The organism is Pseudomonas sp. R19M, from assembly GCF_050312585.1.
Taxonomy (GTDB): Bacteria; Pseudomonadota; Gammaproteobacteria; order Pseudomonadales; family Pseudomonadaceae; genus Aquipseudomonas; species Aquipseudomonas palleroniana.
Map to the genome: position 1 here is coordinate 198,086 of NZ_JBNPJV010000062.1, position 23,111 is coordinate 221,196.

Genomic DNA, 23,111 nt, shown 5'->3' on the forward strand with positions numbered 1-23,111 from the left:
CCAGGCCCTTTTTACATCTGCGCAGGACTGAGTGATGAGCGACCCGCTGGATAAAGCCACGTCAAAAGCCCCGGCAACATTGGGGGAGGGGTGTTTGAGCCGGTATGACCCGGACGCGCTGGACGCAGAAGACGGCACCGAGTTTCCTGGCGCCGCCGAGTTGTGGGAGCAGGAGCGGCGTAAAGACGAGCCCCCGGCAAAATAGCGGCCCGCCGCTGTATCAGCGACGGGCCTGGGCGTCAGATCCGGAAACTGCCCACCAGTTGCTTCAAGCGCGATGCCTGTTGCTCCAGGTCGGTACAGGCGCGCAGGGTTGATTGCAGGTTTTCCACACCTTCCTGGTTGAGGGTGTTGATTTCGGTGATGTCCATGTTGATCGACTCCACCACGGAGGTCTGCTCTTCGGTGGCGGTAGCGACTGACTGGTTCATACCGTCTATCTCGCCAATGCGCTGGGTCACGCTGCTCAACCGTTCGCCGGCCAGGTTGGCGATCTCCACGCTGTCCTGGCTGTGGCGCTGGCTTTCACTCATGGTGCTGACGGAATCCCGAGCGCCGACCTGAAGCTCCTCAATCATTTTCTGCACTTGTTGCGCCGATTCCTGGGTGCGATGAGCCAGGTTGCGCACTTCGTCGGCCACGACCGCAAACCCTCGGCCGGCCTCCCCGGCCCGCGCAGCTTCGATGGCGGCGTTGAGCGCCAACAGGTTGGTCTGCTGGGAGATGCTGGTGATCACCTCGAGGATCTGGCCGATATTGACCGTCTTGCTGTTGAGCGCTTCGATATTGTTGCCGGAAGCGCTGATCATCTCGGACAGTTGGTTCATCGCCTTGATGTTGCTTTCCACCACTTGCTGACCGTCTTCGGCCAAACTCCGCGCGTCACTGGCTTGCTGCGAAGCCTGTGCCGCGTTGCGCGCGATTTCCTGGGCGGCGGCGCCCAGTTGGTTGATGGCGGCGGCGACGCTGTTGGTGCGATTAGCCTGTTCGTCCGAGTTGACCATCGACGAGTTGGAGGCGCTGACCACCCGCAAGGCCACTTCGTTGACCTGTTCGGTGGCCGAGGACACTTCGCGAATCGAAGTATGGATACGCTCCACGAACCGGTTGAACGCCTCGCCCAGGGTGCCGAATTCGTCATGATTCTGGATGGTCAGGCGTCGGGTCAGGTCGCCCTCGCCATCCGCGATGTCCTGCATGGCCCGGGTCATCAAATTCAATGGTTGCAGCAAGACGCGGATCAGCATGCCCAGAAGGGCGATGATGATCACCACGGCGATGATCGTGGCGATCACCGCCGACGTGCGGAACTGGCTGAGCATCGCGAAGGATTTGTCTTTATCTACCGAAACGCCCAGGTACCAGTTCACCGATGGCAAACCCTTGATCGGTGTAAAGGTCACGATATTGGTTTTGCCGTTGGCCTCGACTTCGCTGAAGTCGGCGCTGATCTTGGGGGTGTTCTTCGGGTACACCTCTGCCAGAGTCTTCATGACCAGGTTTTTGTCCGGGTGCACCAGCACTTTGCCGTCGGCACTGACCAGGAACGCGTAGCCCATGCCGCCGAAGTTCAGCGCGCTGATGTTATCTACCAGGGTTTGCAGGCTCAGGTCGCCGCCCACCACACCAATACTCTGGCCGCCCTTGGCGCTGGGGGTGGCGATGGAAATGATCAACTGCCCGGTGGCCGCATCGATATAGGGTTCGGTCAGGGTCGAACCGTTGCTGCTCTGGGCGCCTTTGTACCAGGGACGGACGCGCGGATCGAAACCGTCCGGCATCTTGGCATCGGGGCGGATGGTAAAGGCCCCTTTACTGTCGCCGACGTAGGTCGCCATAAAGGAAGAGGTCAGCGCTTTCTGTTCCAGTAAGTTGGCGACGGCGGACGGTTCGGGATTGATGGCGATGTTTTGTGCGGCGTTTTCCACCAGCACGATACGCCCGGCAAGCCAGGTTTGAATGTTGCTGGCGGTGACACCGCCCATTTCATGCAGGTAGTTATTCAGGTCGTCGCGTATCGCGTTGCGTTGCAGATAGTCGTTATAGAGGGTAAACAACGCGAAGGCGGCGATGACGATAAGGGCGGCTGCAAGCAGGATTTTGTGGCTGAAGCGCAGGTTTTTATTCATGGCTTGTAGGGTCCGCTAAGGTCTTAAATATCCAAAGCGCGTCCTTTTGGGAGGCGCAAAATGGCAGCGTCAAAAAAGGTGTGGTACTTCTGGTGATAGCTCTGTGGGTTTTTGTAGGAACCCTCCGACCTATTTTTAGACTTTGTGGGTCTCACATTGGCCTGTATCGGCTTGGCTGCACTAAAGATTAACCATAGGTGACGAAATGCCTGACTCCACGCAACTTCTTATCGGTGCCGGCCCTGACGGCCAGCCCATTGCTCAGGCCATGCGCCTGGCCAACCGCCATGGCCTGATTGCCGGTGCCACAGGTACGGGCAAGACCGTCACCCTGCAACGCCTCGCGGAAGCCTTCAGCGATGCGGGCGTGGCGGTATTCGCCGCCGACATCAAGGGGGATCTCTGCGGCCTGGGTGCCGCAGCCTTCCCCCAGGGTAAAGTCGCCGAGCGCATTGCAGGCATGCCTTTCCTCAATTACACCGCGCAGGCTTACCCGGTCACGCTGTGGGATATCCACGGACAATCCGGCCATCCATTGCGTACGACGATCAGCGAAATGGGACCGTTGTTGCTCGGCAGCCTGCTGGAACTCACTGACAGCCAACAGTCGGCGCTCTATGCCACTTTCAAGGTAGCGGATCGTGAGGGCTTGCTGCTGTTGGATCTCAAGGACCTCAAGGCCCTGCTCAACCACCTGCGCTATCACCCGGAACTGCTGGGCGACGATGCGGCGTTGATGACCACCGGCTCCAGCCAGGCGCTGTTGCGGCGCCTGGCGGTGCTGGAGCAGCAGGGTGCCGAAGCCTTGTTTGGCGAGCCGGCCCTGCAGCTCGAAGATATTTTGCAGCCCGACGGCGACGGGCGTGGGCGGATCCACCTGCTGGACGCCAGCCGCTTGGTGCATGAGGCGCCGAAGGTCTACGCGACCTTCCTGTTGTGGCTTCTGGCTGAGTTGTTCGAGCAACTGCCTGAGCGTGGCGATGCCGACAAGCCGCTCTTGGCGTTGTTTTTCGACGAAGCGCATTTGTTGTTCGCGGACACGCCCAAGGCCCTGCAGGACCGTTTGGAGCAAGTGGTGCGCCTGATTCGCTCCAAAGGGGTGGGCGTGTACTTTGTCACGCAATCCCCGGGTGACTTGCCTGACACGGTGCTCGCGCAACTGGGGCTGCGCATACAACACGGTTTGCGAGCCTTCACCACCAAGGAACAGAAATCCCTGCGGGCGGTGGCCGAGGGTTTTCGCCCCAACCCGGCGTTCGATACCTTGGCGGTGCTGACCGAACTGGGCACCGGCGAGGCGCTGGTGGGCACCTTGCAGGAAAAAGGCACACCGGAAGTTGTCCAGCGGGTACTGGTCGCGCCACCACAATCGCGGATCGGGCCGCTCACTGAGACCGAACGGGCTGCGTTGATCGCCCGTTCATCTTTGCTCGGGCGCTACGACAAACCGATAGATCGTGAGTCGGCCTATGAAGTGCTGATGGCTCGCAAGGACCTGGGGCCCGAGGAACCAAGCAAGCCGGCGGCCGAAGAGCCGAGCTTTACCGACAAGGCCGGCGCATTTCTGGGCACGACGGCAGGCAAGGCGCTGAAATCAGCGATGCAGCAGGCCGCCAATCAGATGGGCCGCCAGTTGGTGCGTGGGTTGTTGGGGTCGCTGTTGGGCGGCGGCAAGCGCAAATAGCGGTCAGGGTTTGCGCCTGGCGTGGGCGGCCAGCCGCTCCAGCGCCGCGCGCAGGCCCGGATCACTGATCTCATCGGCCGTAGCCTGAATGGTTTCGGCCGCATTTTCCGAGAGGTCCACCGTATGCCCCGCTGCGCGTGGCTGCACGGCTGGGGGCTGCACTTTGAACTGGATGCGCGTCAGGCCGGCAAACTCGTCAAAGGCCATCAGTTGTCGTTGCAGGCGTTTTTGTTGATAGCGCAACCGGGTGGCCCAATGGCCATCGGTGACAATCAGCAGCAAATGGCCTTCCCGCCACGACGCTACATGACAATGTTCACGCGCGGCCGGTTGCAACTGGCTTTCGAGCAGGCGTTGCAGCAGGCCCAGGCGTTGTGCATGGCCAAAGATGGCTTTCAACGGCTTGGCTTCGCGAAGCAACGCGCCGGGCGCGCGGGCTGGTTGATGGCGTAACGCCATATATAGACACCTGAAGTAACAGAGTGGTCATCTTAACAGAAAGCGCCCATAAGCCCCCTGGCCATGCGTCCGCGTAGTTTTCCCGTAAAATCAATCGGTAACTTCTGCCTTCCATGGGTTGAAGTTCCAGTAAAAGCCCTTATTTTAAAAAGGGCCTCTCACAGTGCCATGCCTGCCTCGTGCAATAACGCCACTTTCCTCACCCACGATTCCGGGTAGAATGCGCGTTCGCATGCGGCCGTGAGGGCTGCTCGGGCCACTCACGGTGCGCCCTCCATCCCTATGTGTGGAAGAACCTGCCGATATGTTTGCGCCTTTGTTAAAGAAACTTTTTGGAAGCAAGAATGAGCGCGAAGTCAAACGCATGCTCAAGACGGTGCAACTGGTCAATGCCCTCGAAGAGCAGATGGTTGCCCTTTCGGACGACCAATTGCGCGCCAAGACCCAAGAGTTCAAGGCCCGCATAGCCAAAGGTGAAACCCTCGACAAACTGCTTCCCGAAGCCTTTGCGGTCGCCCGTGAAGCCGGTAAGCGTGTCATGGGCATGCGCCACTTCGACGTTCAGTTGATCGGCGGCATGACCTTGCATGAAGGCATGATTGCCGAAATGCGTACCGGTGAAGGCAAGACCCTGGTGGCAACCCTGGGCGTTTACCTCAACGCACTGTCCGGCAAGGGCGTGCACGTGGTGACGGTGAACGACTACCTGGCTCGCCGGGACGCCAACTGGATGCGCCCGCTCTATGAATTCCTCGGCCTGACCGTCGGCGTGGTAACGCCGTTCCAGCCGCCGGAAGAGAAGCGTGCCGCCTACGCTGCCGACATCACCTACGGTACCAACAACGAATTCGGTTTCGACTATCTGCGCGACAACATGGCGTTCAGCATGGAGGAAAAATTCCAGCGTGAACTCAACTTTGCCGTGATCGACGAAGTCGACTCCATCCTGATCGACGAAGCCCGTACTCCGCTGATCATCTCCGGCCAGGCCGAAGACAGCTCGCGCCTGTACACCGAAATCAACAAACTGATTCCGCGTCTGACCCAGCACATCGAAGAAGTGGAAGGCGTCGTGACCAAAGAAGGTCACTTCACGATCGACGAGAAGACCCGTCAGGTCGAACTCAACGAAGCCGGTCACCAGTTCGTCGAAGAAATGCTGACCCAGATCGGGGAGCTGGCCGAGGGCGAAAGCCTGTACTCGGCACACAACCTGGGCCTGTTGACCCACGTCTACGCCGGCCTGCGTGCCCACAAGCTGTTCCATCGCAACGTTGAATACATCGTGCAGGACGGCCAGGTCGTGCTGGTCGACGAACACACCGGGCGTACCATGCCCGGTCGCCGTCTGTCCGAAGGCCTGCACCAGGCCATCGAAGCCAAGGAAAACCTCAACATCCAGGCTGAAAGCCAGACGTTGGCGTCGACGACCTTCCAGAACTACTTCCGTCTGTACAACAAGCTGTCCGGCATGACCGGTACGGCCGATACCGAAGCGTTCGAATTCCACCAGATCTACAACCTGGCCGTGATGGTGATTCCACCGAACAAGCCGCTGGCGCGTAAGGATTTCAACGACCTGGTATTCCTGACTGCCGAAGAGAAATACGCGGCAATCATCAACGATATCAAGGACGGCATGGCCAAAGGCCGCCCGATCCTGGTGGGTACCGCTACCATCGAGACTTCCGAGCACGTGTCCAACCTGCTCAACAAGGAAGGTATCGAGCACAAGGTCCTCAACGCCAAGTTCCACGAAAAAGAAGCCGAGATCATCGCCCAGGCCGGTCGCCCAGGCGCGCTGACCATTGCCACCAACATGGCCGGTCGTGGTACCGACATCCTGTTGGGCGGTAACTGGGAAGTGGAAGTCGCGGCACTGGAAAACCCGAGCCCCGAGCAGATCGCCCAGATCAAGGCCGACTGGCAGAAACGCCATCAGGCCGTGCTGGAATCCGGTGGCCTGCAGGTGATTGCGTCCGAGCGTCATGAATCGCGTCGTATCGACAACCAGCTGCGTGGCCGTGCCGGTCGCCAGGGTGACGCCGGTTCCAGCCGTTTCTACCTGTCCCTGGAAGATAGCCTGATGCGTATCTTCGCCTCGGACCGGGTGAAGAACTTCATGAAAGCCCTGGGGATGCAGTCCGGCGAGGCGATCGAGCACCGCATGGTGACCAACGCCATCGAGAAGGCGCAGCGCAAGGTCGAAGGCCGCAACTTCGACATTCGTAAGCAACTGCTCGAGTTCGACGACGTCAACAACGAACAGCGTAAAGTGATCTATCACATGCGTAACACGTTGCTGGCCGCCGACAACATTGGCGAGACCATCGCCGATTTCCGTCAGGACGTGCTCAACGCCACCGTCAGCGCCCATATCCCGCCACAGTCCCTGCCTGAGCAGTGGGATGTCGCCGGCCTGGAAGCGGCCTTGAAGAGCGACTTCGGTGTTGACCTGCCGGTTCAGCAGTGGCTGGACGAAGACGATCACCTGTACGAAGAGACGCTGCGCGAGAAGCTGATGACCGAGCTGCTGGCCGCGTACAACGAAAAAGAAGAGCAGGCGAGTGCCGAAGCACTGCGCACCTTCGAAAAACAAATCGTACTGCGCGTGCTGGACGACCTGTGGAAAGACCACCTGTCGACCATGGATCACCTGCGTCACGGCATCCACTTGCGTGGCTACGCCCAGAAGAACCCGAAGCAGGAGTACAAGCGCGAGTCGTTCACGCTGTTCTCCGAACTGCTGGACTCGATCAAGCGCGATTCGATTCGCGTGCTGTCCCACGTTCAGGTGCGTCGCGAAGATCCGGCCGAGGAAGAAGCTCGCCTGCGTCAGGAAGCCGAAGCGCTGGCCGCCCGCATGCAGTTCCAGCATGACGAGGCACCGGGCCTGGAAGCGCCTGAAGTCTTGGGCGAAGAGGTGGATGTGGCGCTGGCTCAAACGCCGGTTCGCAACGATCAGAAGCTGGGCCGCAACGAACTGTGCTACTGCGGTTCGGGCAAGAAATTCAAACACTGCCACGGCCAGATCGAATAAGATTTTCGCCCGACGCTGCAATACTCCGCGCCGCGACCGGCTTTTGCCGTCGCGGCGTTTTGCCATTAATTTCACCGTCGCTTACGACGGCACAGACACCCCCTATTTTTGAGGAGCGCATTCATGGCTGTTGGTCTTGGTCCTTTGCCCACATTGCACCCGGTTGCCGGTTTCGAACTCGGTATCGCTTCGGCCGGTATCAAGCGTCCGGGGCGCAAGGATGTGGTGGTGATGCGCTGTGCCGAAGGCTCGACCGTCGCGGGCGTGTTCACCCTCAACGCGTTCTGCGCGGCACCGGTGATCCTGGCCAAGCAGCGCGTTGCCGGTTCGATTCGTTATCTGCTGACCAACACCGGCAATGCCAACGCCGGTACCGGCGAGCCAGGCCTGGTTGCCGCTGCGCGCACGTGCGCCAAGCTGGCCCAATTGGCGGGCGTAGACGCCAGCCAAGTGCTGCCGTACTCCACCGGCGTGATCGGTGAGCCACTGCCGGTGGAAAAAATCGAAGGCGCCTTGCAAGCTGCCCTGGACGACCTGTCTGTGGATAACTGGGCTGCCGCCGCCACCGGCATCATGACCACCGACACTCTGCCCAAGGGCGCGAGCCGTCAGTTCGTGCACGAAGGCGTGACCGTCACGGTGACCGGCATCAGCAAGGGCGCCGGCATGATCCGTCCGAACATGGCCACCATGCTCGGCTACATCGCCACCGATGCCAAGGTTTCCCGCGAGGTGCTGCACAAGCTGATGCTGGATGGCGCCAACAAGTCGTTCAACCGCATCACCATCGACGGTGACACCTCCACCAACGATTGCTGCATGTTGATCGCAACCGGCAAGGCCAACCTGCCGGAAATCACCACCACCGAAGGCCCCCTGTTCGACGCGCTGAAAAAGGCGGTGTTTGAAGTGTGCATGGACGTGGCCCAGGCCATCGTGCGCGACGGCGAGGGCGCTACCAAGTTCGTCACCGTTGAAGTCAACGGCGGCGGCAACCACCAGGAATGCCTGGATGTGGGCTATACCGTGGCCCACTCGCCGCTGATCAAGACCGCACTGTTCGCCTCTGACCCGAACTGGGGGCGCATCCTGGCGGCCGTTGGCCGTGCCGGTGTGCCGGACCTGGACGTGAGCAAGATCGACGTGTTCCTGGGCGATGTGTGCATTGCCAGCCGCGGTGCCCGTGCTGAAACCTACACCGAAGCCCAGGGCTCGGCGGTGATGCAGCAGGAAGAAATCACCATCCGTATCGAGCTGGGTCGTGGCGAGTGCAGCGAAACCATCTGGACCACCGACCTGTCCCACGAGTACGTGAAGATCAACGCGGAATACCGTACCTGATAGCCAAGAGGATAAACGCGGTGAAACGAGTGCATGTAGCAGCAGCGGTGATCCGCGGTGCCGACGGCAGGATTCTGCTGGCGCGCCGTGCCGATACCCAGCATCAGGGCGGCCTCTGGGAGTTTCCTGGGGGCAAGGTGGAGGCCGATGAGTCGGTGGCAACCGCCTTGTCGCGCGAGCTGCACGAAGAGCTGGGCATCCGGGTCACCACGGCGCGGCCGCTGATCAAGGTGCAACATGACTACCCGGACAAGCAGGTGTTACTGGATGTCTGGGAGGTCTCGGCGTTTACCGGCGAGCCTCATGGTGCCGAAGGGCAACCGCTGGAATGGGTAGCGCCTCGGGACTTGATCAACTATGAGTTCCCGGCGGCCAATGCACCGATCGTTGCCGCTGCGCGCTTGCCTGCCGAGTACCTGATCACCCCGGGTGAGCTGGAAACTCCCACGCTGCTGCGCGGCCTTCAGAAAGCCATTGCCGGTGGTATCAAGCTGGTTCAACTGCGTGCGCCCAACGGTTACGACCCCAAGTATCGTGACCTGGCGGTGGATGCGGTTGGCCTGTGTGCCGGCAAGGCCCAGTTGATGCTCAAGGGGCCGTTCGAGTGGCTGGGGGACTTTCCTTCGGCCGGTTGGCACATGACTTCGGCGCAACTGCGTAAATACGCGAGTAAGGGGCGACCGTTGCCGAAGGACCGCTGGCTGGCGGCCTCGTGCCACAACGCCGAAGAACTGGCTCTGGCGCAAATGATGGATGTGGATTTCGTCACGCTGTCGCCGGTGCAGCCGACCCTGACCCATCCAGATGCACAGCCGTTGGGCTGGGAGCAGGCGGCGCAGTTGATCAGTGGGTTCAGCAAGCCGGTGTTTCTGTTGGGTGGGCTTGGGCCCGCCGAGCGAGAGCAGGCCTGGGAAGCCGGGGCTCAGGGTGTGGCAGGGATCCGGGCGTTCTGGCCGGAAGTCTGATCAGCCGTTGATGGCCTCATCGGGAGCAAGCCCCCTCCCACAGTTGAGCAAGTTGCCTTTGTGGGAGGGGGCTTGCTCCCGATAGGGCCCGATCAGTCACTACACAACCCTCAGTGTGGTTTAGCCGCCGCCTGCCACAAAACCTCCGAAATACCCTGGCGCCTGGCAATCACTCGCGCCGCCACAAACAACAGATCCGATAACCGATTGATATACGCAAGCCCCACGCCTTCCAGCGGCTCAAGCGCATTCAACTGCTGACAGCGCCGTTCTGCACTGCGCGCCAGGCTGCGACATACATGAGCTTGCGCGATCAGCGCCGAACCACCCGGCAGGATGAAGTTCTCCAGCGGCCCGACTTCTTCATTCCAGCGGTCAATCGCCGCTTCCAGCCGATCCACTTCCGCTGCATTCAAGGCTTTGTACACCGGCATTGCCAGTTCACCGCCCAGGTCGAACAACCGATGCTGACAAGGCGTCAGCACCTCGATCACATCCTTGAGTTCAGGGTGCTTGCCGCTCTGTTCCTCAAGATTGGCCAGCAGCAGGCCCAATTGACTGTTCAAAGTGTCGACCTCGCCAATAGCCTCCACCCGCGGATGGTCCTTGGGTACGCGCCGGCCATCGCCGAGGCCGGTTTCGCCTTGGTCGCCGGTACGGGTGTAGATCTTCGACAGGCGAAAGCCCATGGTCATTGCTCCAGTTGGGTGAGTTCGTAGGGTGGCAATTGGCTGCCCGCCAAGGGCAGGCGCAGCGTGAAGCAGGTACCTTGGCCGAGGGTCGACTGTACTTCCATCTGGCCCTTGTGGTTGTTGGTGATGATGAAGTACGAGACCGACAGCCCGAGCCCGGTGCCCTGGCCGATTTCCTTGGTGGTGAAGAACGGTTCGAAGGTGCGCTTGCGCACGCTTTCGCTCATGCCGATGCCATTGTCTTCCACCTGGATTTCGGCCCACGGCGGGTTGAGGCGGGTGCGCAAGATAATGCGCCCCGGCTCGCTGTCGTCTTCACGCAGGTGAATGGCCTGGGCGGCGTTTTTCAGCAAGTTGAGCAACACCTGTTCCAGCTCGTTGGCGGTGCCCGGTACCGGGCCTAGCAGTGGATCGAATTGGCGGATGATCGCCTGGCCCTTGAAGTCGAAGCCGATGGTCAGGTCAAAGTCGTTACCGGCAATTTCCACTGCCTGGTCGATCAGCGCCGGCAGATCGCAGGGCGCCATCTGCCGATTGCTGCGGCGGCTGAAACTGAGCATGTGGGTGACGATCTTCGCAGCCCGAGCGCCGGCTTGTTGGATGCCGTCGAGCAACTGCGGCACTTCGCGGCTTTGCAGGTAGCGGTTGACGGTGTCCAGCTCGATGCCCGCCTGTTCGGCGTGTTCCAGGTTCTTGGGCAGGTCGGGAGACAGGCGGCGGCGAATGTTCTGGACGTTGTGCAGGATGGCTCCCAGCGGGTTGTTGATCTCATGGGCCATGCCTGCGGCAAGCCCGCCGACGGAGAGCATTTTTTCCGACTGCACCATCATTTCCTCCAGCGACAGGCGCTGGGTGATGTCGTCGATCCGGATTACCACGCCGCGCCCGGCACCGCCCATCAACGGGTAAAACGTCAGGGCGTAATGCTTGGGCTCGTCATCCTTGATCCAGGTGACGCGCTCGATGCGTTCCACGCTGTGCTGCTCGACCGCGGCCTTGAGTTGCCTCAGGTAGGGTTTGAGCGGCTGGAAGGCGAGAAAGATCGGTTGATTCAGCGCCTCATCCAGGCGTGTCCCGGAAAGAGCGCTGGCTTCCTGGTTCCACTGGGTGACGTAGAGCTGTTCGTCCAAGGCGATCAGCGCCGACGGCATCGAGTCGATAATGCTGTTCAGATAATTCTGGAAACCGGTGAGTTTTTTCTCGATCTTGCTGCGAACCTGTACTTCCAGCTCGAGTTTGCGGTTGGTATGACGGGTTTCCTCGGCCAGGCCCTGGGCTTGGTCGTAAGCGGCTTGGGAGTCATCACGGGCGCGTTTGAGCTGCTGCTCGCGGGCTTCGATGCGCGACAGCATCGTGTTGAAGGCTTCCGCCAGGCTGCCGATCTCGTCATGGTTGCCGCGCCCGGCGCGCAAGGAATAGTTCTCTTCGCGAGTCACCTGACGCGACAGCTCTTCCAGTTCGTGGATGGGGCGAGTGATCAGGCGCTTGATCTGTCGGGCAATGACCAGCCACAGCAGCACGCTGAAAATCAGGATGCCCAGGCTAGCCGTCAGCGTGCCGGTATAAAAGGCCATCGGCAGTTCGCTGCTGGCCACCAGTAGCAGATGCCCGGGAGGCTGGCCGGGACGGGGCAGGGTGATGACCTGGTTGCTGCGAAACTCAGTGAGGCGCCAAGCCTCGATATGCCGGTAATTATCTGGCAGGTGTAGGCGATTGGCGTGCTGCATCTGCGCCAGGCGAGTGCCTTCGCCGTCATACAACGCAGCGGCGCGCAGCGGTGAATAGCTGGTCAGTTCATTGAGCAGGGCTTCGGCCTTGGTAGGCGATTCGAGGGCTTCAGCGGCCAGTGACGGGTTGGACACCAACCGCCCGATGGCCTGCAGCGCCTGGGGCGCCATGCTTTCCTGGGAGATCCAGTAAGCCGCGCTGATGAACGTCAGGTTGGCCACCAACAATACGGTGGTCAACAACACCAGCAAGGCGGCCAGCAGTTTCTGCCCTACCGGTAGATTTTCAAGACGCTGGCGCAGTGGCATCAGGGTTTTCCCAGGTGATAGACAGGTAGGCAGGGTAGCGCGTGCCTCAGTCGCTGGCCAATCCGTGTGCACGCAAGTGCTCGACCAGGCGCGCCTGTACCTGTTGCAGGTGCGGCAGGGCCAATTGATGGCGGGCAGCGGCTTCGCAGGCGTAGCCCAGCAGGTAGCTGATTTCGGTACGGCGGCGGTTGGCCACATCCTGGTACATGGACGAGTAGTTGGCGGCGGTGGCCTGGATCACCCGTTCCACTTCACTGTGCAAATGCTCGGCAGCGGCCGGCTGGCCGCTGCATTCGAGTAACTCGGTCAGCTCGGCGCACAGGGTCGCCACTTCACATTGATGGCTTTGCAGGCCGCCGTTGCGGCACTGGTACAGCACGGTCAAAGGGTTGATCGCACAGTTGAGGGCCAGCTTGCGCCAGAGGCGCGTGAGAATCGCGGTGCTCCACTCGTGGGGGATGCCCGCGGCGTGCAGGTCATCCAGCCATAGCGGTGGCGTGGGGTGGGCGGCATCGCCCAGCCACGTATAGCCATGGCCGGCAAATACCACGCGCCAGTCGCCGTCGCGGAATGCGCCTTCGGTGCTGGAGGCAAAGATGCAGCGGGCCTGGGGCAGTTGGGCTGCGACGGCGTCCTGGCTGCCGAGGCCGTTTTGCAGCAGGACCAGTTCGGCGTCCGGTACCAATCGATGTTGCAACTGGGCTACTGCGCTTTGCGCGTCGTAGGCTTTGCACGCCACCAGCAGGCGATGAATCGGTTCCGGGCTGTCAGGCGTTTCGCCGATTACCGGATAGGTGTGCGCTATGCCTTGTTCGACCAGCGTCAACCCCGGGCCCGCCCGATAGCTGGCCAGGCGTGCATCATCACGCAGGATCAGCCGTACGGGCAGGCCAGCGCGTGCCAGGCGCGCAGCCCAGAGGGTGCCCAGGCTGCCGGCGCCGAGAATGTGCCAGGTGGTCGACATCAGTTTTTACTCCGTAGGGCTGCTCGCAGTGAACGCGGCGAAAGAACCGCTATAATGCCCCGGCATTTTAGCTCGGGCGCGCTCCATCTCTACTGAGCCCGCCCCTTATATTGGAGAAATGACATGCCTTCGTTCGACGTGGTATCCGAACTGGACAAACACGAAGTCACCAACGCCGTCGAGAACGCCGTCAAGGAGCTGGACCGTCGCTATGACTTGAAAGGCAAGGGCAGCTTCGAATTCAAGGAAAAGGAACTGACCGTCAACCTGACCGCTGAAGCCGATTTCCAGCTGGAAGCGATGATCGAGATCCTCAAGCTGTCCCTGGTTAAACGCAAGATCGACGCGCAATGCCTTGAAATCAAGGATGCCTACGCTTCGGGCAAGCTGATGAAGCAGGAAGCCGTCCTCAAGGAAGGCATCGACAAAGAGCTGGCCAAGAAAATCGTCGCCCACATCAAGGATGCCAAGCTCAAAGTGCAGGCTGCCATCCAGGGTGAGCAGGTGCGGGTCACGGGCAAGAAACGTGATGACCTGCAAGAAGCGATCGCAGCGCTGCGCGCCAAGTCCTTCGACATGCCGCTGCAGTTCAATAACTTCCGCGACTGATGGCTCTGCGGGGAACCCGTCGGCGTTTTTGACGTCCCACGCCCCGGAACCTGCGCCTGCCATTGAGCCCCAAGGGGCTCATTTGCGTTTTCAGGCAGTTGATAAAGCCGCACACCGCCCAACAGGAGAAGCTACATGGATTTAAACGCAGAAGTGGATCAGTTGATCAAGACCTCGCAGTCGTGGGTCCCGATGATCATGGAATACGGCAGCCGGTTTTTACTGGCGGTGGTCACCCTGGCCATCGGCTGGTGGCTGATCAACGTCTTGACCCATCGGGTCGGGCGTTTGCTGGCGCTGCGCAATGCGGACCTGGCGCTGCAGCACTTCATCACCAGCCTTGCGAACATCGCGCTCAAGGTGATGCTGGTGGTCAACGTGGCCTCGATGATCGGCGTGGCAACCACCTCGTTCGTGGCTGCGATTGGTGCCGCGACCTTGGCCATTGGCTTGGCATTGCAAGGCAGCCTGGCGAACTTTGCCGGTGGCGTGCTGATTCTGTTGTTCCGCCCGTTCCGCATTGGTGACTGGATCGAAGCCCAGGGCACCTCGGGTACCGTCGACAGTATCCAGATCTTCCACACCGTGTTGCGCACCGGCGACAACAAGACGGTGATCATCCCGAATGGCAGCCTGTCCAACGGCATCATCACCAACACCAACCGTCAGCCGACCCGCAAGGTGGTGTTTGATGTGGGTGTGGACTATGACGCTGATCTGCAGAAAGCCCGTGAAGTGCTGCTGGAACTGGCCAAGGACCCTCGCGTACTGGCCGACCCGGCGGCGGTAGCCGTGGTGTCGACCTTGGGCGACAGTTCGATCACCGTTTCGCTGCGCTGCTGGACCAAGACGGCGGATTATTGGGATGTGATGTTCATGCTCAATGAACTGGCGCGTGATCGTTTGAAAGCGGCAGGTATTGATATTCCGTTTCCGCAGCGGGTTATTCGTGTAATGCAGGAAAGTGCTACGAAGTAACTAAGTGTGATGCTGCAAAACTTGGCTGAGCGGTCAGGTCAGGTGTGCGGGTTTTTGTCTGGTTAGTTAGCTTGCTATTTTTCCAGTGAAATATAACTGCAATAAAAAAGCCGCTCCCTTGTGAACAGGGGAGCGGCTTTTTAGTTAAGGCGGATGCCTTAAATCATCATTGCAATCAAACGGCTAATTACAAGATGTTCAGCGGGTATTGCGCGATCAGACGCAGTTCGTCGATGGACGCCGAACCGTAGTACACGCCGTCAGACGAACGATAGGTCGCTTGACGTACGCGCAGGCTCAGGTCTTTGGCCGGGCCGCTCTGGATCACGTATTTGGCTTCGATGTCGCGTTCCCACTCTTTACCGTTCGACGTGGTGCCGGTGTTGGCGCCGCTACCGCTGACGTAACGAGTCATGAAGCTCAGGCCTGGCACGCCGAAGGTGGCCATATTCAGGTCATAGCGAGCTTGCCAGGATTTCTCGTCTTCAGCGTTGAAGTCGGAACGGGCGACGGAGTTGGCCAGGAAAATCGTGCCGCCACCGTCTACGCCATAGCCGTAGTCACCGTCACCGCTGACCTTCTGGTAGGCCAAGGTAAATGTGTGAGCCTGGTAGGTATACGCGCCTTGCAAGCTGTAGGCACGGTTATCCAGTTTGGTGGTGCCGTCTTTTTCTGCGCGTTGCAGGCCGGCACCGTCGCTTTTGGTGCTGTAGATGTTGAAGTCAACGGCTACCGACTGATCTTTGTCGAGCGCGTGAGTCCAGTTCACGTTGGCGTAGAGCTTCTTCCAGTAGTCTTCTACTTTCGAGTAGTAGAGGCTGGTGGTGAACTCAGGCGTCCAGGAGTACACGCCGCCGACGAAGTTGGCATCGCGCAGGCCGGTACCGGTGCCTGGCTCGGCGCTGGCGATACTGTCCTTGTAGGTGTGGTCCTGGGCAACGATCGAGGTGAAGTGACCGGCTTCCAGTTTCAGGCCCTTGATCTCGTTGCTGGTGATCGAGATACCTTGCGGCAGCTCTGGCAGCAGGCGGCTGTCGTCGGATGCGAATACCGGAGCGGTGGTGTATTGGTCGCCCACTTTCAGGACCGTATCGGAAATACGGAACTTGATGGCTGCGCCACCCTTGGAATAGTCGTCCTGCGCACGGCCGTCGGAGCCGTTAGGGAACAGGCCGGTACCGGCGCGGCCCTTGCCGCTGTCGAGTTTGAGGCCCAGCAAGCCGATGGCATCGACACCGACCCCGATGGTGCCTTGGGTGTAGCCCGAGCTGAACAGACCGTGGAAGCCAAGACCCGTTTCTTCGCGGCGGCTCTGGGTGCCTGGCGCGTTGTTACGGAAGTCACGGCTGAAGTACAGAGTACGAGTCAGAATGCTGGCTGTACTGTCCTCGATAAAGCCCTTGGAGTCGTCCTGGGCGGACGCCATTGCGAACTGCGAGGTGCCTGCTGAAACAGCCAGGGCGATCATGCTCCACTTCATCACGCGCATCGTGATTTGCTCCTTTGGTTTTAGGAAGAGTACTGCCGTCCCACCTGTATTTTTATCTGGGCGGCTCTTTCTTTTTTGTGTCGGCGCAAAGTTATATCACGCAGACGTTATTGACGATACTTACCCATCTATCCTTTCAGCTTCTTTACGAGGCTGTCGTAAATCGCTAGCTCCATGTCGCAAATTCACAGCCCGACTGTAACTGGGCTGACAACTTCAATACTCTTTCAAACCACCCTTCGAAGTTTGAACTCATCCTTGGCGTGCATTGAAACGCTGCTGTTTTTTATCGCGAAACACCGGCTTCCAGGCGAGTGTCGTTGCCGACGATGTGGGTGTGAATGCAACAAGCGTGCACAAAGGGGTAACCGAATGTCATTTTTTCGTGAAAAACATTACGGCCCTGTAAAAACCGCATAAGCACGGGCTTTTTACGCCGTTTGGTTTGGGCTTGACGCACGTGCCGTTTACCCCTTCGGTGGTCCATGAATCCTGTGCCAGAGCAAAACGTTACCGGTTCACACTCCTTGGTGGGTAATCGGCGGATCTCTTTGAGGCACAAGTGGGTCATTTTGGTGCAACTGCTAGCGACCAGGATCAGCGTAGCTCAACTATTGGCCTGCATCGAAACAGGGCATGAATTTTCGTCGGTTGACTCAAGGCCCTGCGCATTCGCCGTGAAGCTGCATGCAATCGAAGGTATGCTGGGCGCCTGAAATCGACCCGCGCAACGGAGTACTCACGTGTTCGCCTTGGATCAACGCCTGCAACAAGACACGAAGGTCATAGGGGATTTCCCGCTTTGCCGCCTGCTGCTGTCCAACGATGCCCATTACCCCTGGTTCATCCTGGTTCCGCGTATTGAAGGTATCAGTGAAGTGTTTCAACTGGATGTTGCCGATCAGCAGACCCTGTGGCAGGAAACCACCGCCCTGGCGCAGCTGCTCAATGAAGGGCTGGCGGCCGATAAGATGAACATTGGTGCATTGGGCAATGTGGTCAGCCAGTTGCACGTGCATGTGATCGTGCGTAAACACGATGACGCCGCCTGGCCTGCACCGGTCTGGGGCAAGCATCCGGCGCAGCCTTACACTGAAGAGCAAGTGGCGGCTATCCGTAGTCGATTGCGCGAGCTATTGCCTGCCAGCTTCATTTTTACCCAGGATTGAACCATGGACCTGCAAGACCGCGTCACTGACCTGGAAAGCCGCCTGGCCTTCCAGGACGACACCATCGAAACCCTCAATGACATTCTGGTTACCCAGCAGCGGGCCGTCGAGCGCCTGCAACTGCAGATGACCGCGCTGCTCAAGCGCCAGGAAGAAATGGGTGGCCAGTTCGAGACGTCTGAAGAAGAAGCGCCGCCGCCGCACTATTGATCAATCGGCGCGAATAAAAAAACCGCGATCCAGCAGGCTGGGTCGCGGTTTTTTTTGCTGCGCAGGCTGGGGTCAGCGACGCGGCAGTGCAGCGATGACATCTTCGGCTTGCAGGCCTTTGTCACGGTTCATGACAGAGAACTCCACGCGCTGGCCTTCGACCAGGACGCGATGGCCTTCGCCACGGATAGCCCGGAAGTGGACGAAAATATCGTCGCCCGAGTCGCGGGAAATAAAGCCGAAGCCTTTGGACGTGTTGAACCACTTGACGGTACCGGTATCCCGGTTGGTCATGTCGTAGTTTTGCGACGCGGCCGCAGGGGACGAGCGGTAGAAGCTGATGGCCAGGTGAAGAACGATGGCGACCACAGCAATCACCAGGCTGAGCAGGATGGCCGGATGGCCGCCCACTTCAGGCATCGGTGCCAGGAGGGTGAGGGTTTGAACGACAACGGTCAGTACCAGCAGCGCGCTGACCAGGTTTTGCAGTTGATGACGCGTGCCTTTGTTCCAGTAAGGAATTACCGGTGCGAGCGCCAGGTTGAGAAGGCCGAACAAGGCCAGGTACAGGGCATCGTGTTGTTCCAGATAGGGCAGGCTTTCAGGCTGCAGGCTCGGGATAAACGACAGCAGCAAAGCTGCAACGCCCGTTAGCAGGTGGACGATTTTCAACATTTTGATTAACTCACGTTAAGACGGAACACTAAGGAAGAGCTGACCGGCACGGTTCGCTTCTGAACAATGGGAGGCGTTGAGCACGTGCGCGGGTATCAGCCTATGGGATGTGCCGCAGAAATGAACGGCCGCCCCACGTCACCTATTTAACAGCAAAGGCTGTGCCTACTCAAATCAAGCATTTCGGGGTGTTGCGGCTGCTTGGGCATTTCTGCGTCAAACGCTTGTCCTAGACAGGTGCGGGTTTTTTGAGCGGCATTTTCGGCATTTTCCTACTCCCTGAAGGCTTGCCGGTCGCGGGCCGACAAGCCGCACAGGGACGATTTGCCGCACTCCACCTCGGGAGGGCGGGCTGCACGCCGCCGGCACTCTTGCTAGAGTGGTCCTGCACCTGATCAATGAATGCTCGTCAATTGAAGGGGAAAAACATGGCAATCGATATTGGTATCAGTGAAGACGATCGTAAATCCATCGTCGACGGACTTTCACGGCTGCTGTCCGATACCTATGTGTTGTATCTGAAAACCCACAATTTCCATTGGAACGTCACCGGCCCCATGTTCCGTACGCTGCACTTGATGTTTGAAGAGCAGTACAACGAACTGGCGCTGGCGGTGGACTCCATTGCCGAGCGCATCCGTGCCCTGGGGTTCCCGGCACCGGGTGCTTATTCGATCTACGCCCGTCTTTCTTCCATCAAGGAGGAGGAGGGTGTGCCGAGCGCCGAAGAGATGATCAAGCAACTGGTCGCCGGCCAGGAAGCGGTAACGCGCACCGCGCGGGGCATCTTCCCATTGCTCGACAAGGTCAGCGACGAGCCGACGGCGGACTTGTTGACCCAGCGCATGCAGGTCCACGAAAAAACCGCATGGATGTTGCGCTCCCTGCTTGAAAACCAGTAAAGGTTAAACCCGGGTGGCGCCTTCCTGGCGCTGCCCGCTTGTTTCCGTGCACTTCCTGGCGTTGTCCTACGATTATCAACGCCGTGTCTTCTGGCTGCTCCTCGCGTCCTGCTGTTTTATAGGCCCACTGCCCAATGGGACAAGCCCATGGGCTGCTGTTTGGCAATGGAGTGTCAGGTGTATGTCACGCGGAATGGGTAAGGGAGTGATGGAGACCTGCGGTTTTCACAAGATAAAGGTCGACCCCTTCGCCAAGGGGTTCGACATGGGGCTGGCCAAACCGCTGTCGCGGTCGGTGAGGCTCAATGGGTTTTCCACCTGCCTGCGGCTTGAACAGATCTATTGGAATATCCTCACGGAAATAGCCAGGATCAATGCCTGCTCGGTCAGTGCATTGTTGTCCTATGTCGATCGGGAAGTGCACTTGCGGTATGGGGGGGTGAAAAACTTCAGCGGGCTGGTCAGGGTGGTATGCGTGGTTCACCTGTTAAAAGGCCGCGTTGCCCTCATGCCCCCCGATTAGCCTGGCGGTAGCGAAGCCGGCCCACTGTCAAGGCGGGCCGGGCTTCGGGCAGAAAGGCGGCTGCGCTGTGCCGATTTACCAGATATAATCCCGCGCTTTGCCGCGCATGCCGGCTTTCTTCGTGCTCCATGGAGCAATGAGCAGGCGTGGCGCCGTAACGATCTGATCGCCGAGACATCTCCATGCCCATGTACGACTATCAATGTGCTTCCTGTGGTCATCAGTTGGAAGCCATTCAAAAGATCAGCGCAGCACCGCTGGTCGATTGCCCTGCCTGCCAGGCGCCTGAGCTGAAGAAGATGTTGTCGATGCCGGGCTTTCGCCTGAGTGGCAGCGGCTGGTACGAAACCGACTTCAAGACCGGTTCGAAGAAGAACCTGGCGGGCGGCGACAAAGCAGACTGAGTTGAACTCTACGCGCAGGCTCCTGCATTATCCGTCCCCTGCTTTAATGTACGGTGACGAGGCGGGCCTCCACCGAATTTCGAATTACGAGAAGTGAAACCACTACCATGATGCGCAGCCACTATTGCGGCCAACTGAACGAGACCCTGGAAGGTCAGGAAATCACCCTTTGCGGATGGGTTCACCGTCGTCGCGACCACGGCGGGGTGATCTTCCTCGATATCCGTGATCGTGATGGTCTGGCCCAGGTGGTGTTCGACCCGGACCGCGCCGAGAGCTTCGCCGCCGCCGACCGTGTGCGCAGCGAATACGTCGTGAAGATCACCGGCAAGGTGCGCCTGCGTCCGGCTGGTGCCGTGAACAAGAACATGGCGTCCGGCGGTATTGAAGTGCTGGGCTATGAGCTGGAAGTGTTGAACGAGGCCGAAACTCCGCCGTTCCCACTCAACGAATACTCCGACGTGGGCGAAGAAACCCGCCTGCGCTACCGCTTCCTGGACCTGCGTCGCCCGGAAATGGCCGAGAAGCTGCGCCTGCGTTCGCGCATGACCACCAGCATCCGTCGCTTCCTCGACGAGAACGGCTTCCTCGACGTTGAAACACCGATCCTGACCCGTGCCACGCCGGAAGGCGCACGTGACTACCTGGTGCCTAGCCGTACCCACGCGGGGTCGTTCTTCGCCCTGCCGCAATCGCCGCAGTTGTTCAAGCAACTGCTGATGGTGGCCGGCTTCGACCGTTACTACCAGATCGCCAAGTGCTTCCGCGACGAAGACCTGCGCGCCGACCGCCAGCCGGAATTCACCCAGATCGACATCGAGACCAGCTTCCTCGATGAAAAAGAGATCATGGGCCTGACCGAACAAATGATCCGCAACCTGTTCAAGGAAGTGCTGGGCCTGGAGTTCGGCGAGTTCCCGCACATGACCTTCGAAGAAGCCATGCGCCGCTACGGTTCCGACAAGCCAGACCTGCGTAACCCGCTGGAACTGGTGGACGTGGCCGATCAGCTCAAAGAAGTTGATTTCAAGGTGTTCAGTGGCCCGGCCAACGATCCGAAATGCCGTATTGCCGCCCTGCGCGTGCCTGGCGGCGCGAGCATGCCGCGCAAGCAGATCGACGACTACACCAAGTTCGTCGGCATCTACGGTGCCAAGGGCCTTGCTTACATCAAGGTCAACGAGCGCGCCAACGGTGTTGACGGCCTGCAATCGCCGATCGTGAAAAACATTCCGCTGGAGAACCTGAACGCGATCCTCGATCGCGTCGGTGCAGTCGACGGCGACATCGTGTTCTTCGGGGCCGACAAGGCCAAGATCGTCAGCGAAGCCTTGGGCGCACTGCGTATCAAGCTCGGTCATGACCTGAACCTGCTGACCTGTGAGTGGGCCCCGATGTGGGTCGTTGACTTCCCGATGTTCGAAGAGAACGACGACGGCAGCTTCAGCGCCTTGCACCACCCGTTCACCGCGCCGAAGTGCTCGCCGGCCGAGCTGGAAGCCAACCCGGCGGGCGCTCTGTCCCGTGCCTACGACATGGTGCTCAACGGCACGGAGTTGGGCGGCGGTTCGATCCGTATCCACCGTAAAGAGATGCAGCAAGCGGTGTTCCGCCTGTTGGGCATCAACGAAGCGGAACAGGAAGAGAAGTTCGGCTTCCTGCTCGACGCCCTGAAGTACGGCGCGCCGCCCCATGGTGGCCTGGCGTTCGGCCTGGACCGTCTGGTGATGCTGATGACCGGCGCCCAGTCGATCCGTGAAGTGATTGCCTTCCCGAAAACCCAGAGTGCTGCGGACGTCATGACCCAGGCGCCGGGTGTGGTGGATGCCAAGGCACTGCGCGAGCTGCACATTCGCCTGCGTGAGACGCCGAAGGCTGAGTAAGGCCGCTGCGTGAAAGCGCACTGAGGTTTACGCAGTCTAAAAAGGCGCATCTTCGGATGCGCCTTTGCGTTACAAGGGCTGCACTTTAAAAAGAAAAGTCCGCCCTGGGGCGGGGTTGATAAGGTTTCTACAGAATTTCGGAGTTGTGTTATGGCTGGCCATTCCAAGTGGGCGAACATCAAGCACCGCAAAGAGCGTCAGGATGCCAAGAAGGGCAAGATCTTTACCAAGTGGATTCGTGAGCTGACCGTCGCGGCCCGTCAGGGCGGTGGTGATCCGGGTTCCAACCCGCGCTTGCGCCTGGCGCTCGACAAGGCCCTTGGCGCGAACATGAGCCGTGACATCATTGACCGTGCCGTGGCCCGCGGCGCCGGCGCCGCCGACACCGACGACATGGTCGAACTGAGCTACGAAGGCTACGGTCCAGGCGGTGTGGCGGTAATGGTCGAGTGCATGACCGACAACCGCAACCGCACCGCTGCGGCCGTGCGCCACGCATTCAGCAAGTGCGGCGGCAACCTCGGTACCGACGGTTCGGTGGCTTACCTGTTCGAGCGCAAGGGGCAGATCAGCTTCGCACCGGGAACGGATGAAGATGCGCTGATGGAGGCCGCGATGGAGGCGGACGCCGACGATGTGGTGACCAACGAAGATGGCTCCATCGACGTGTTCACCTCGTTCGTCAGTTTCTACGCTGTGCGTAACGCCTTGGACGCCGCTGGTTTCAAAGGCACCGACGCGGAAATCGTGATGCTGCCGACCACCAGCGCCGAGCTGGACCTGGACGGCGCGCAGAAAGTGCTGAAGATGCTGGATATGCTTGATGACCTGGATGATGTACAGAACGTGTATTCCAACGCGGACATCCCGGAATCCGTCGCCGAACAGCTAGGCTGAAGGGCGATGCAGATCCATGTGGGAGGGGGCTTGCTCCCGATAGCGGTGGTTCAGTCGACTTA

21 protein-coding genes and 1 pseudogene are annotated in these 23,111 nt (G+C 59.7%); 14 read left to right on the forward strand and 8 right to left on the reverse strand.

The window, feature by feature from the left end; translation table 11 throughout:
• The first annotated feature begins 34 nt into the window (after positions 1–34).
• Positions 35–205, forward strand: coding sequence for a hypothetical protein (locus ACQRBT_RS13375; protein ID WP_178126881.1), 171 nt, complete (start codon positions 35–37; stop codon positions 203–205).
• A gap of 34 nt (positions 206–239) precedes the next feature.
• Here ACQRBT_RS13375 and ACQRBT_RS13380 read toward each other — a convergent pair whose 3' ends face one another.
• Entirely contained in the window at positions 240–1,004 is a 765-nt protein-coding gene (locus ACQRBT_RS13380; RefSeq protein WP_372241681.1) for a methyl-accepting chemotaxis protein, read from the reverse strand.
• Positions 1,005–1,097: 93 nt separating this feature from the next.
• Positions 1,098–2,129: pseudogene (locus ACQRBT_RS13385) on the reverse strand (HAMP domain-containing protein); the annotation flags it as partial.
• A 205-nt stretch (positions 2,130–2,334) separates the two neighbouring features.
• Here ACQRBT_RS13385 and ACQRBT_RS13390 point away from each other — a divergent pair.
• Positions 2,335–3,813, forward strand: a complete 1,479-nt coding sequence (locus ACQRBT_RS13390) for a helicase HerA-like domain-containing protein (RefSeq protein WP_060754207.1) — start codon at positions 2,335–2,337, stop codon at positions 3,811–3,813.
• A gap of 3 nt (positions 3,814–3,816) precedes the next feature.
• Here the strand turns inward: ACQRBT_RS13390 and ACQRBT_RS13395 are convergent, their stop codons facing one another.
• A complete protein-coding gene (locus ACQRBT_RS13395; protein WP_412046769.1) occupies positions 3,817–4,272 on the reverse strand; it encodes a DUF721 domain-containing protein in 456 nt (151 codons plus the stop codon).
• Between the two features lie 304 nt (positions 4,273–4,576).
• Between ACQRBT_RS13395 and secA the strand changes: the two genes are divergently transcribed.
• The 3 genes from secA (at position 4,577) to ACQRBT_RS13410 (ending at position 9,618) form a co-directional block, all read left to right on the forward strand.
• The gene (secA, locus tag ACQRBT_RS13400; RefSeq protein WP_090368847.1) at positions 4,577–7,312 is read left to right on the forward strand and encodes a preprotein translocase subunit SecA; all 2,736 of its coding nucleotides are present in this window, start codon (positions 4,577–4,579) and stop codon (positions 7,310–7,312) included.
• 123 nt (positions 7,313–7,435) lie between these two features.
• Positions 7,436–8,653, forward strand: a complete 1,218-nt coding sequence (gene argJ / locus ACQRBT_RS13405; protein ID WP_060754204.1) for a bifunctional glutamate N-acetyltransferase/amino-acid acetyltransferase ArgJ — start codon at positions 7,436–7,438, stop codon at positions 8,651–8,653.
• Positions 8,654–8,673: 20 nt separating this feature from the next.
• On the forward strand, positions 8,674–9,618 hold the full coding sequence (locus tag ACQRBT_RS13410) for a Nudix family hydrolase (protein ID WP_060754203.1): 945 nt from the start codon (positions 8,674–8,676) through the stop codon (positions 9,616–9,618).
• Between the two features lie 110 nt (positions 9,619–9,728).
• On the opposite strand, the gene ACQRBT_RS13415 is transcribed toward ACQRBT_RS13410, so the two are convergent.
• From ACQRBT_RS13415 to ACQRBT_RS13425, 3 genes are read right to left on the reverse strand one after another with little or no spacing between them, the layout of a single operon-like run.
• Positions 9,729–10,307 (reverse strand): cob(I)yrinic acid a,c-diamide adenosyltransferase, encoded by a 579-nt coding sequence (locus tag ACQRBT_RS13415; RefSeq protein WP_244385165.1) that lies wholly within the window; start codon positions 10,305–10,307, stop codon positions 9,729–9,731.
• Between the two features lie 2 nt (positions 10,308–10,309).
• On the reverse strand, positions 10,310–12,346 hold the full coding sequence (locus ACQRBT_RS13420; RefSeq protein WP_412046770.1) for a sensor histidine kinase: 2,037 nt from the start codon (positions 12,344–12,346) through the stop codon (positions 10,310–10,312).
• 46 nt (positions 12,347–12,392) lie between these two features.
• Positions 12,393–13,310, reverse strand: a complete 918-nt coding sequence (locus ACQRBT_RS13425) for a putative 2-dehydropantoate 2-reductase (RefSeq protein WP_205344702.1) — start codon at positions 13,308–13,310, stop codon at positions 12,393–12,395.
• A gap of 123 nt (positions 13,311–13,433) precedes the next feature.
• Here ACQRBT_RS13425 and ACQRBT_RS13430 point away from each other — a divergent pair, with 123 nt between their 5' ends.
• Together ACQRBT_RS13430 and ACQRBT_RS13435 are read left to right on the forward strand one after the other, a co-directional pair.
• Positions 13,434–13,919 carry a YajQ family cyclic di-GMP-binding protein gene (locus tag ACQRBT_RS13430; protein ID WP_060754199.1) on the forward strand — a complete coding sequence of 162 codons (486 nt, stop codon included), beginning with the start codon at positions 13,434–13,436 and terminating at the stop codon, positions 13,917–13,919.
• 135 nt (positions 13,920–14,054) lie between these two features.
• On the forward strand, positions 14,055–14,897 hold the full coding sequence (locus ACQRBT_RS13435) for a mechanosensitive ion channel family protein (RefSeq protein WP_060754198.1): 843 nt from the start codon (positions 14,055–14,057) through the stop codon (positions 14,895–14,897).
• A gap of 187 nt (positions 14,898–15,084) precedes the next feature.
• Here the strand turns inward: ACQRBT_RS13435 and ACQRBT_RS13440 are convergent, their stop codons facing one another.
• Positions 15,085–16,386 (reverse strand): OprD family porin, encoded by a 1,302-nt coding sequence (locus ACQRBT_RS13440; protein ID WP_244385168.1) that lies wholly within the window; start codon positions 16,384–16,386, stop codon positions 15,085–15,087.
• A 743-nt stretch (positions 16,387–17,129) separates the two neighbouring features.
• Between ACQRBT_RS13440 and ACQRBT_RS13445 the strand changes: the two genes are divergently transcribed.
• On the forward strand, positions 17,130–17,555 hold the full coding sequence (locus ACQRBT_RS13445; protein ID WP_244385169.1) for an HIT domain-containing protein: 426 nt from the start codon (positions 17,130–17,132) through the stop codon (positions 17,553–17,555).
• A 3-nt stretch (positions 17,556–17,558) separates the two neighbouring features.
• Entirely contained in the window at positions 17,559–17,765 is a 207-nt protein-coding gene (locus tag ACQRBT_RS13450) for a SlyX family protein (protein WP_015885618.1), read from the forward strand.
• A 72-nt stretch (positions 17,766–17,837) separates the two neighbouring features.
• Here the strand turns inward: ACQRBT_RS13450 and ACQRBT_RS13455 are convergent, their stop codons facing one another.
• Positions 17,838–18,440, reverse strand: coding sequence for a cold-shock protein (locus ACQRBT_RS13455; protein ID WP_090368859.1), 603 nt, complete (start codon positions 18,438–18,440; stop codon positions 17,838–17,840).
• A gap of 428 nt (positions 18,441–18,868) precedes the next feature.
• On the opposite strand from ACQRBT_RS13455, the gene ACQRBT_RS13460 reads away from it, so the two are divergent.
• From ACQRBT_RS13460 to ACQRBT_RS13480, 5 genes are all read left to right on the forward strand, one after another.
• Positions 18,869–19,342, forward strand: a complete 474-nt coding sequence (locus tag ACQRBT_RS13460; RefSeq protein ID WP_090368861.1) for a Dps family protein — start codon at positions 18,869–18,871, stop codon at positions 19,340–19,342.
• Positions 19,343–19,523: 181 nt separating this feature from the next.
• Complete coding sequence (locus ACQRBT_RS13465; RefSeq protein WP_060754193.1) at positions 19,524–19,865, forward strand: ribbon-helix-helix domain-containing protein; 342 nt, start codon at positions 19,524–19,526, stop codon at positions 19,863–19,865.
• A gap of 182 nt (positions 19,866–20,047) precedes the next feature.
• Positions 20,048–20,269: an FmdB family zinc ribbon protein gene (locus ACQRBT_RS13470; protein ID WP_010208103.1), complete on the forward strand. Its 222-nt coding sequence runs from the start codon at positions 20,048–20,050 to the stop codon at positions 20,267–20,269.
• A 107-nt stretch (positions 20,270–20,376) separates the two neighbouring features.
• Positions 20,377–22,152 carry an aspartate--tRNA ligase gene (gene aspS / locus ACQRBT_RS13475; protein WP_060754192.1) on the forward strand — a complete coding sequence of 592 codons (1,776 nt, stop codon included), beginning with the start codon at positions 20,377–20,379 and terminating at the stop codon, positions 22,150–22,152.
• A 150-nt stretch (positions 22,153–22,302) separates the two neighbouring features.
• Positions 22,303–23,049: a YebC/PmpR family DNA-binding transcriptional regulator gene (locus tag ACQRBT_RS13480; protein WP_412046771.1), complete on the forward strand. Its 747-nt coding sequence runs from the start codon at positions 22,303–22,305 to the stop codon at positions 23,047–23,049.
• Positions 23,050–23,111 lie beyond the last annotated feature (62 nt).

What these genes read in the sequence shown, in the direction of transcription:
- aspS (WP_060754192.1), top strand. Translation starts at nt 20,377, where the DNA reads ATGATGCGCAGCCACTATTGCGGCCAACTGAACGAGACCCTGGAAGGT.
- ACQRBT_RS13455 (WP_090368859.1), bottom strand. Translation starts at nt 18,440, where the DNA reads ATGTTGAAAATCGTCCACCTGCTAACGGGCGTTGCAGCTTTGCTGCTG.
- ACQRBT_RS13480 (WP_412046771.1), top strand. Translation starts at nt 22,303, where the DNA reads ATGGCTGGCCATTCCAAGTGGGCGAACATCAAGCACCGCAAAGAGCGT.
- ACQRBT_RS13470 (WP_010208103.1), top strand. Translation starts at nt 20,048, where the DNA reads ATGCCCATGTACGACTATCAATGTGCTTCCTGTGGTCATCAGTTGGAA.
- ACQRBT_RS13465 (WP_060754193.1), top strand. Translation starts at nt 19,524, where the DNA reads ATGTCACGCGGAATGGGTAAGGGAGTGATGGAGACCTGCGGTTTTCAC.
- ACQRBT_RS13460 (WP_090368861.1), top strand. Translation starts at nt 18,869, where the DNA reads ATGGCAATCGATATTGGTATCAGTGAAGACGATCGTAAATCCATCGTC.
- ACQRBT_RS13390 (WP_060754207.1), top strand. Translation starts at nt 2,335, where the DNA reads ATGCCTGACTCCACGCAACTTCTTATCGGTGCCGGCCCTGACGGCCAG.
- ACQRBT_RS13440 (WP_244385168.1), bottom strand. Translation starts at nt 16,386, where the DNA reads ATGCGCGTGATGAAGTGGAGCATGATCGCCCTGGCTGTTTCAGCAGGC.
- ACQRBT_RS13435 (WP_060754198.1), top strand. Translation starts at nt 14,055, where the DNA reads ATGGATTTAAACGCAGAAGTGGATCAGTTGATCAAGACCTCGCAGTCG.
- ACQRBT_RS13430 (WP_060754199.1), top strand. Translation starts at nt 13,434, where the DNA reads ATGCCTTCGTTCGACGTGGTATCCGAACTGGACAAACACGAAGTCACC.
- ACQRBT_RS13380 (WP_372241681.1), bottom strand. Translation starts at nt 1,004, where the DNA reads ATGGTCAACTCGGACGAACAGGCTAATCGCACCAACAGCGTCGCCGCC.
- ACQRBT_RS13395 (WP_412046769.1), bottom strand. Translation starts at nt 4,272, where the DNA reads ATGGCGTTACGCCATCAACCAGCCCGCGCGCCCGGCGCGTTGCTTCGC.
- ACQRBT_RS13420 (WP_412046770.1), bottom strand. Translation starts at nt 12,346, where the DNA reads ATGCCACTGCGCCAGCGTCTTGAAAATCTACCGGTAGGGCAGAAACTG.
- argJ (WP_060754204.1), top strand. Translation starts at nt 7,436, where the DNA reads ATGGCTGTTGGTCTTGGTCCTTTGCCCACATTGCACCCGGTTGCCGGT.
- ACQRBT_RS13415 (WP_244385165.1), bottom strand. Translation starts at nt 10,307, where the DNA reads ATGGGCTTTCGCCTGTCGAAGATCTACACCCGTACCGGCGACCAAGGC.
- ACQRBT_RS13425 (WP_205344702.1), bottom strand. Translation starts at nt 13,310, where the DNA reads ATGTCGACCACCTGGCACATTCTCGGCGCCGGCAGCCTGGGCACCCTC.
- ACQRBT_RS13375 (WP_178126881.1), top strand. Translation starts at nt 35, where the DNA reads ATGAGCGACCCGCTGGATAAAGCCACGTCAAAAGCCCCGGCAACATTG.
- secA (WP_090368847.1), top strand. Translation starts at nt 4,577, where the DNA reads ATGTTTGCGCCTTTGTTAAAGAAACTTTTTGGAAGCAAGAATGAGCGC.
- ACQRBT_RS13450 (WP_015885618.1), top strand. Translation starts at nt 17,559, where the DNA reads ATGGACCTGCAAGACCGCGTCACTGACCTGGAAAGCCGCCTGGCCTTC.